Genomic DNA, 9,329 nt, shown 5'->3' with positions numbered 1-9,329 from the left:
CCAAGCGCCTCACCGAAATCAAGGAAGTCCCGGCTGCACTGCGCGAATTCATCAAGTTTGAAGGCCCCGCCTTCCTCGAAGTCATGATCGACCCCAATGCGAAAGTCTTCCCCATGGTCGGACCAGGCTTGAGCTACAAAGACATGATCACCGGCGACTTCATTCCGAAACGCGAACCGGAAGTCGAAGAAAAGCAGGCCCCGGAGCCCATCGACATGACCAAGATCCCTGACCTTTTCTAGTCTTAAGTTCGCCCAGTCCAAGGGAGGCGCTTCACCAACGAGGCGCCTCCCTTTCCTGTCAGGGGCTGTGCACGCGCTTGGTTCCTCCTGAGCCTCTCAGCATAACGCCGAACGCGCGCAACGATTGCCGGAGAAGAAACACGGCAAGAATAGAACCGTGTTTCTATGAAGTGCCAAAGGCACGACAGACTCCAGCCCGGCGCGGCATAGCCGCAACCGAGAAAGAAACAACCACCGATATACACCGACGATTTGACTCGATACTCCAGAGCGCTGCAAGCGCGAAATACCCCAGGTACCAGCCCCTACCCAATGTGAGCCCTGTAAGGGCGGGTGCAACACAGCGGTCTGCTACTTAAAAGACTTGTAGGCATCCACTTCATTGGCAGCAGAAAACTCATTTACACAATGCGAATATTGCGCTATACTCCCACTAGAATCGGTGTCACTGTCGTAAAAGTGTCGATACACCTTTCAGACAGCCGATTGCGTCAAATGGGGAAACAAACGTCCAGATTTGCATGACAACTGGCTTGCATCGCCGAGCATACCTACCGTACGGTAGTCACGTTGGGGAAGGGGGTAATCCATTACAAGAAGCGTACCTTGACCCGCAGTTGATTTCTCGAATGCTCAAGGAAATGTCGACCGTAACCTTAACATTCAGGAGGCACAGAGAGATGCGAAATCGTGGATTTACACTCATCGAATTGCTGGTAGTGATTGCAATCATCGGTATTCTTGCTGCAATCCTCCTTCCCGCCCTCGCTCGCGCCCGCGAAGCCGCTCGGCGAGCAAGTTGCGCAAATAACCTCAAGCAAATGGGCCTCTGCTTCAAAATGTACGCGAACGAAGCGAAGGGGGAGAAGTTTCCTCCACCTGGATATACCTATAATTTGACAACGTGCGCACCCGAACCCGATGGCGAGACGCCCATGCTCATGTTCGATGCGCCCTCCATGTATCCCGAATACATGAACGACTTGGCTTTGACCATATGCCCGTCTGACGACAGTGACACTGCAAGCCTTGCTTCCTCGCAACTGAATCTCGGCTCTCCCGATGTCCACGGCAGCTATATCCGTATATGCGAAAACGGCACTAAGCTACCGAGGCTGCCCGATATCAGCTACTGGTATTTGGGCTGGGCAATGGACGAGACTGACTTCACTCTGGCCAATGTCATCGCATTGATCACATGGACCACGGAAGACGTCAACAACTTCGTCGGGGATTTCTCAGACGCAGTAGACATCAATGGGGCCAGCACGACGATATACCATTTCCGGGAGGGTATCGAACGCTTCTTTATCTCCGACATTAATAACCCTGCCGCCACTGCAAAGGCACAGTCTTCCATTTCTGTAATGTTTGACAAAGTGTGGCCGGGTGGCGATTACAACCACGTTCCAGGTGGCGGGAACATCCTCTTCATGGACGGTCACGTCCAGTTCGAGAAGTATCCCGGCGACATATGGCCGGTACGCAGAGACTTCGTGGACATCTTCTTCCAGATTCTCCCATTACTTCCCGAATAGGGCCAACGATACCGAATAGCTAAAGCCGCAGGTTTCGGCCTGCGGCTTTTGTCATTAACCCGAGTCTGCGAAATGACCGCAAGTCAAAGGCCTACGAGGAAGAGCCAACGTAATGTGAACAGTCGCCAATTCGCCAGGACATGGCCGAGTTGTTCCAGATCATCTACGATCTTCTGTCCGAAGACTAAGTTCAAGTGATTAAGAGGGGCGAGGTCTTTCACCAATGAATGACCTCGCCTTCAGCTGCCATTGGGCATCCCCCATAAGTACTTGTACCGATCTTTATCTTGTCAGGCTATTAGGTATTCCAACACCAAATCTCGTACAACGCTAACGTTGTCAGGTTCTGCCTGTTCAACTGCTGTCCTTTAGCCTAACAAGTCTCTTTACAGCCACCTTCTGCGAGTGCACGCAGCATTGCCCTTCATCGCGATTCCTTGTGTAAGCCATAAGAATTATTTGACTTAGCATTGCTGTGCCGCGTGCTCCCCGGCGCAACTCCATTTCTTGTGTCACTGTAATATTTTGCATATTCGAGTTTACAAATCGACCAAACCGCGATATACTCAGGGTGTGGTAGGCAACGTTGTCGTACGGGTGGCGGCAAAGTATCACACCATTCGAGTCAGGAAATAAGAAGGCATTTCTGATTCGGCCAGTTGTGCTGCAAGTGAGCTCATGCATGAGACCAAAGCCCTGAGTCCTGTGAGGGCGGCCTCGATCAGAGAGGAGGTGCGCGGGCACGAAAAGTCTTTCTTTTTCAAGCAGTCATTTCCATGCAATACTTTTAACTACCGTTGTCCTAACAAACATTAAGGAGAATTGAGCGATGCGTAAGCGTGGATTTACGCTCATCGAGCTGCTAGTTGTAATCGCAATTATCGGTATTCTCGCGGCAATTCTGCTCCCCGCCCTGGCCCGCGCCCGCGAAGCCGCCCGCCGCGCCAGCTGCGCAAACAACCTGAAGCAATGGGGCCTTATCTTCAAGATGTACGCCAACGAGTCCAAGGGTGAGAAGTGGCCATTTGCTACAGTCTACTTTGACGAGACTAACGGGGAAATCAAGGACTCCAAGTACATGCCGAGCGGCGTGTTTCCTGAGTACCTCACCGATCCCAACATCCTGGTCTGTCCCTCGGATGCCCAGGCCAATATCGACGAGTACAAAGATGCAAATGGCAATTGGTGCTTCACGACCACTTGCACGGATTTCTCCGAAGGCGATACCCAAAGCTACTTCTATCTGGGGTATATGCTCGACAAGGTAGGTGCGAATGACCCCGTCGTCCCGCTACCGGGCGGAAACGTGTGTGCCCAGTTCGCGGCTATGTACCTGGCAGTTCAACAGATCACCAGTGACACCTGGGTTTCCGCCCAGGATATGTGGTCCTCAATTGAGACGGACTTGGATTTGAACGACGTTTCCTCATTGTCCACCTATGGCATCGTTGCTGCCCAGGTTGGCAACGGCGGCGGGAGCACAATCTATCGTTTCCGTGAAGGCATTGAGCGTTTCCTGATCAGTGACATTAACAATCCTGCTGCGTCGGCAACCGCTCAAAGCGAAACCTTCGCGATGAGTGACCGAATCTCCAATGATGTTGCTGACTTCAACCACGTGCCCGGTGGCGGCAACGTCCTTTATATGGACGGTCACGTTGCGTTCCAGAAGTACCCGGATGACACCGGTCCATTCAGTCGGGAAGTTGGCAACGCGTTTGCCCTGTTCTAGACAATAGTCCATTTCTCTGGCTCGCATGCAAGCCACTTCGCGGGGCTTCGCATGCGAGCTTTTCTTTTCCCTTGGAAGCCTCAGGCCATGCCAAGTAACGTCCAATACCACCCAAGTCATACTCTGCTAGTATATCGGTACAGCGGCAGTCTCAGGACCTTCGAACTTCGCGATGCATGGATACGTGATGCACGGATACGCTTCACCGAAGCGTATCAGCTTGCTATACTGAATGCGCCATAATTAACGTAACGTGCCTCTTTCGCAGGAGCGCCCTTGCGTCAAACTTCGGTCAACATCGAAGGAACTCATGCCTCCCATCCAATTTGGGTGCAACCACCCTTGCGGCGCCGAATTGCTGATCGAAGAGAAGCAGGTCGGTCTGCAGGGCAAGTGCGCTGAATGTGGTCGCGTCGTCTCAGCGACTCGGGAGCACCTGGCTCCGCTGATTCACAACGGACAGTCCGACGAAGAAATCGTGATGAGCAAATCCGTCGGCCCCCGGTGGCGTCTCCGTCGAGTGGAACATCGGCGATTTCATTCTCAACGTCTACGAAGTAACTGAACTCCTCGGCGAAGGCGGCATGGGTAAGGTCCACAAAGTCATTCATAGTGGCTGGAACATGCCTCTGGCGGTAAAGAGCCCGCGCCCGCGAAGCCGCTCGCCGCGCCAGTTGCGCAAACAACCTCAAGCAATGGGGTCTCGTTTTCAAAATGTACGCCAATGAAGCCAAGGGCGAGAAGTTCCCGTCCATGCAGGTGAAATTCTACCTGCCCCCGATCGCCAGCCCTGCGACCTTTGCCCTCGACTTCAGTCCGACGGTCCTCGAGATTTACCCCGAGTACCTCACCGACACGAACATCATGGTATGCCCGTCCGACGCGGATGCCACCTCGGACAACTGGATGGCTGCTAATGGCGACAACACGATCGACCACGCCGGTAACGGCTGCCACACCATCAACGGTGGCTGCAACCATGGTGATCGTTACATGCGCGCCATCGACGAAAGCTATCTGTTCCAGGGCTTCTTGTATGACTTTAAAGAAGATCCAAACAGTACTCCTTTGAGTCTAGCTGCGGTTGGCCTAATCCTCAGTGCCGCCAGCGCGACTCCAACCGGGATCAGGGTGCAGAGTCCGCGAAGCGGAGAATGTTCTGTGAGCATCAACATCGTCGCCGGCTGAACTTGACCGGATTTGTCCACCTTTGCCAGCGCTACGATTCCGGAGTGATTCACCGCGTATCCCACGTAGGACGTGCCTTCCCACGTTGCGACGCGCACCTCCTCGTCCGACAGCCACTCGCGTACCGAAACCCCACGTACCCAACGCGTTTGGATACCGTCAAAGTACACGTATGCGAGTTCGACGTCGGCTGGCCCTATCCCCGCAGGCAGCGGCAACCACACCACCGCTGGTTCCTGATACGGCCCTTCGGGAAGCACCGAATACGCATCGCCAGCCGCATGCTCCAGATGCGGCAAACGCGCCGGCCATGCGACGGGCACAATCTCCGCTTGCGTATTCGCTCCCACTGCCGATGGAATCACCAGCGCTTCGTTCGTCCGTTGCAGATCCTTCGCCCCGACAACCTTGAACGTGAACGTAATCGGCCCCAAGGCATGACCCCCCGTGTCTGTCGCGCCGACAGTCATTGTGATGGTCTCTCCAAGCTGCCACGGAACCGTTGGTGTGTATGTGACCCAAAGGTTCTGAGCGATGACCTTGGCTGATGTCCCGATGCTTACGTTCGCTCCGCTCAACGTGGAATCCGCGTGAATCACGCCCCACACCTGGCTCGAATTGACCGCGAACGTACCGCCGCGAACCCGAACCGACACGCTTTCCATGGAAGAGATTAGTTGATTACCCAGCAGGTCCGTTTCGGCCGGTAGCGCGTACTGTGTCACCGTGTCTTCGATTCCCGCACTGCCCTCGTCATCACCCACGCCGGATGTCGCAATGCACGGGCCGCTGGAGAACACCTGGTAGTAATAGACTTCGGGGGTCGCGATTCCGGGCGCGCACCCGCCACCTGCCGGCACAAGCCGCGCACTATAGTCATCCAGAAACAGGCGCTGGGTGACCGTGCCCAGAAGCTTTGCGTCCGTCAGGTCCGCCGAATTGGCTCGATACACCAGGTACTCGCTGGCCCCCGCGACCTCTGACCACGTTACTCGCACTCGTCCGGCATACAGACCGTCGCTCGCGGATACGAACGGCGCTGCCGGCACTGGACCAAACGTGATTGTGTTCCCGGCAACCGGCAGGCCCTCGCAACTCATTACCGTGACGTCCAGGGGGACCGAAAGCGTGCTTTGCCCGCTGGCATGAGTCGTCTGCCCATCATACAGTTTGACGCTCGCGGCAACGGTATAGTCACCCGGCGCGAGATCCGCTGCCGGTGTAAACGCAAACTCGCTGGTGCTCGAACCGATGGCTGCGGCATACCCCTGCACGCTCGCGCCGGTGCTCGTGTTGGTAATGGTCACCAGCACCGCAACGCCGGGCGTTACACCACCCGAGGCCTGTGCCGGAGTCAATATCGCAGCGCCCGCGCTGGAAATAGCACCGAGATCGGCATGCACGATGAACCGTGGACGCGGGTTACTCGTCGTCGTGTCCTCCGCGGGATCGATCGAGACTCCTGTGGGCACCGGAAGTCCAATGTTCCCGGCTACCAGGTTATAGGCGTTCACTGAACCACTCGTCCCCGATACGCGCACCAGATAGGTCTGTCCAGCCACTACAAGCGCGTGAGACGGCGCCGTTGCAATGAGATTCTCATTCGCATCCGTCACAACGTATTGCAGGGTTCCATTGCCAGGAAGGCCGGGTCGCCCCGATGGCATGGCCGCGTAGGACCGAAACGACACTCGGAAAGACATCAGACCCGTTTGAGCCGGGATTATCTTGAAAATGTCCACGTCGGCAGCAGGGTCGATGCACGCATATACGGTGCCGCCCGAGCCCAACATTGTTGCCAGCGCCGCCAAATCGTTGTTCTCATGGGCATCGAATGGGAACTCAACGTACGTTCCCTGGATGCTCACATCTTCAATTCCCTCAAAATTGACTGGAGACGCAGGCCCGGTGGCTGTGCTTGGTCCCACCACGACACTCCCGGATTGCCCATCCGGTCCCCTGCGAAGAATCGTCAGGTCTTCAACACCATCGTCTACCACGGTAAGGGAATCGCTCGCCTCAGGTGAGCCACCTGTTACGAGCACGGGCATCCCGGGGATGGTTCCTACCAGCAAGGAGTCCGCCAGGGTGACAGTGACGGCATCATCCCCATCCCACGGATCGATGCAAACCTGTTCTACGGTCGTCACGGTGTCTGTCTGAGACGATCCGTTCGTGTCAATCACAAGCGATGTGGTCGAGTGCTGCCGGTACGTGATGGTGTCTCCCAGCACCGTTCCCATATACGTCAGCAAATCCGAGTGTGCACCTCCGTCGATGGTGCTGTTCGCGGGGCCACCGTACAAATCATCGTTACCGTCTCCGCCGTTCAACGTGTCGGCAGTTCCTCCGCCAATCAACGTATCCTCTCCGCCATTGCCATTTAGCGTCACCGCCGGGCCTGCCAGACCCCGCGCGTCCATCCAGTCCGCACCCTCGGCTCCATTGACCGTGATGCCCGTCAGTCCCGTTGGTGTGGACGCGTTGGCGAGCACCACCGTATCGTTTCCATTCAGGCAGCTCAGGGTCAGCGTGGACTTGTTGCTGAATTCGATGGTCTCAAAACTATCCACGCTGACCTTCCCATTCGCCGCCGACCCCCCTTGCGTATACGTGATTGCGTTATTACCGTCCGTCGCGACTACCGTAAGGCCTGACGCGGGCACCGAATCGACAACGGGTTCAAGTCCATTGAAATCCACCGTCATCAGCGGTTCCCCATCCAGAGCCGCAAAGCGGATACGTCCCTCCAAATTGCCTGGACCGGGGATGTACGTTTCAGCGACCGGACCCGTAGGCGGCATGCCCTTGGTGATTAGCGTGTCACTACCCGCGCCGCCATCAAATTGAAGATAGGCGTTCGCTGCTCTATTGCCGTCAAGGCGCACCGTAAGGACGTCGTTCCCAGGGCCAGTGTTAATAGTCACCGGCGCCTCCGCCTCACGTTCGTGTTTCCCGATATTGCGGAGTCTATATGTCGTTGCCATGCCCTCCAGGGCAAGTGTGCCACTCGTAGCCCCTGTTGCACGGTAGGTAAAGGCATCATCGCCCGGCCTTCCTTCCACACGTACGTGCCCGCCTTCGACATCCACGATGACTTCACGCGCGGCAGTAAGCGATTCCTGAACGCCCGGCCTGGTCAGTGTGAGTGCGTTGAAATCGATTACGACTTCGGCGCCCCGTTCCGGATTGGGCTCGGCCTTCGTATCGATGCGGCCCACTTCTCTTCTCTCCTCCATCGAAGTGCCGGCCCTCAAGCCTGACTTGTCCAATAATCGCGGAGGAATGCTGTTCGGTGCACGCTCGGTCGGCGTCGAAACCCGCGTACCGGCAGCCCCCAGCGCATTCGAAAGTTCTTGTCGCTTACTGGAGAGGTAGAATGTGGCACTCACAACTGCCGCCGCCAACATCAAGCCGAGTGCCAGACGAGCGGACATCCACGCCTTCCACCCACGAAGATCTTGAACCCGAGTACCGTGCCTTGTGGAATTCATCTCAGCAGCCTCCTTCGCCGGTTCACGCTATGACATCACGCGTTGAATCCAAAGAGAATGAGCCCGTTGCTATTGAAGTGATTTGTAGATTTCCCCGCGTCGCCAGGATTGGAGTGTGAATTAACGCCCGCGATGCAGCCCCTATTCGCGTCTCGTCCTTGAAACTACCCGGTTCGCACACCCAACGCACCACCTTCAATACTGTACCTAATGTCCGAATCTGTCAATAGAATCTTTGGCGTTTCTCCCATATTCCTGTTCCCTGTCGCCGAGGCGGACATGAATGCGGGCACCGGCCACCCTTCTGTCTCCTTAATCCCGAACTGCGTTTGGCAGGGAAACTCCTGGCTGTTATACTGGATATAGTGCGACTCGCAAGCCGTTTCATCCGCAGTTTGCACCGGCGCGATTGAGCGCCGGCGCAAAGTGATCACGTGCAAGACGTTGAGGTTATGCCATGAGGATTTCTCGCGAACACACTCTGTTTTCGGAGAACCGTTTTGTTTTTCGTCGCAAGTCTCGCAAACACAATGGTTGCGAGTGAGGTTCAAGTGTGCTCGTGAGAAATCCGGGTTGACTCCTGCGGAATCGCCCGTTTAGCTTCCGTGTCTAACATCGAAGGAACTCATGCCTCCCATCCAATTTAGGTACAACTGCCCTTGCGGCGCCGAATTGCTGATCGAAGAGAAGCAGGTCGGCATGGAGGGCAAGTGCGCTGAGTGCGGTCGAACCGTATTGGCGACTCGCGAACACTTGGTTCCGCTCCTTCACAACGGCCAGTCCGACGAAGAAATCCTGATGAGCAAATCCGTCGGCCCCGACGGCGTATCCGTTGAGTGGAACATCGGCGATGTGATACTCAACGTCTACGAAGTGACGGACCTCCTTGGCGAAGGCGGCATGGGCAAGGTTTACAAAGTCCTTCACCGTGGCTGGAACATGCCCCTGGCGGTGAAGAGCCCGAGAGCCCGCACGATGCTGCGCGAGAAAGGCGCGCGCAACTTCGAGAAAGAATGCGAGACCTGGGTCAATCTCGGCCTGCATCCTCACGTCGTCAGTTGCTATTACGTGCGTCGCCTGGGCGGCGTGCCCCGCGTGTTTGCCGAGTACGTGGACGGCCAGTCTCTGTGGCACT

General features: G+C 56.1%; 4 protein-coding genes and 1 pseudogene. All 5 read left to right on the top strand.

The genetic code is table 11. From position 1 onward, the window contains the following. Nucleotides 1-242, top strand: a 242-nt coding sequence (locus K1Y02_22860; protein ID MBX7259220.1) for an acetolactate synthase, large subunit, biosynthetic type, incomplete at its 5' end; no start/stop codon positions are given. A 680-nt stretch (nt 243-922) separates the two neighbouring features. Beyond that, on the top strand, nt 923-1,780 hold the full coding sequence (locus tag K1Y02_22855; protein ID MBX7259219.1) for a DUF1559 domain-containing protein: 858 nt from the start codon (nt 923-925) through the stop codon (nt 1,778-1,780). 829 nt (nt 1,781-2,609) lie between these two features. After that, complete coding sequence (locus tag K1Y02_22850; protein ID MBX7259218.1) at nt 2,610-3,512, top strand: prepilin-type N-terminal cleavage/methylation domain-containing protein; 903 nt, start codon at nt 2,610-2,612, stop codon at nt 3,510-3,512. Between the two features lie 645 nt (nt 3,513-4,157). Next, a pseudogene (locus K1Y02_22845) lies at nt 4,158-4,700 on the top strand (DUF1559 domain-containing protein). A 4,193-nt stretch (nt 4,701-8,893) separates the two neighbouring features. Continuing rightward, nucleotides 8,894-9,329 (top strand): hypothetical protein (locus tag K1Y02_22840; GenBank protein MBX7259217.1); only part of this gene is annotated, 436 nt, incomplete at its 3' end.

It is taken from the genome of Candidatus Hydrogenedentota bacterium (assembly GCA_019695095.1).
GTDB lineage: Bacteria > Hydrogenedentota > Hydrogenedentia > Hydrogenedentales > SLHB01 > JAIBAQ01.
Note: the sequence above shows the minus strand (reverse complement) of the source record. Positions and strands in the feature narration are given on the sequence as shown.

Excerpts from the sequence above, each read along its gene's own strand:
- K1Y02_22855 (MBX7259219.1), top strand. The coding sequence starts at position 923 with ATGCGAAATCGTGGATTTACACTCATCGAATTGCTGGTAGTGATTGCA.
- K1Y02_22850 (MBX7259218.1), top strand. The coding sequence starts at position 2,610 with ATGCGTAAGCGTGGATTTACGCTCATCGAGCTGCTAGTTGTAATCGCA.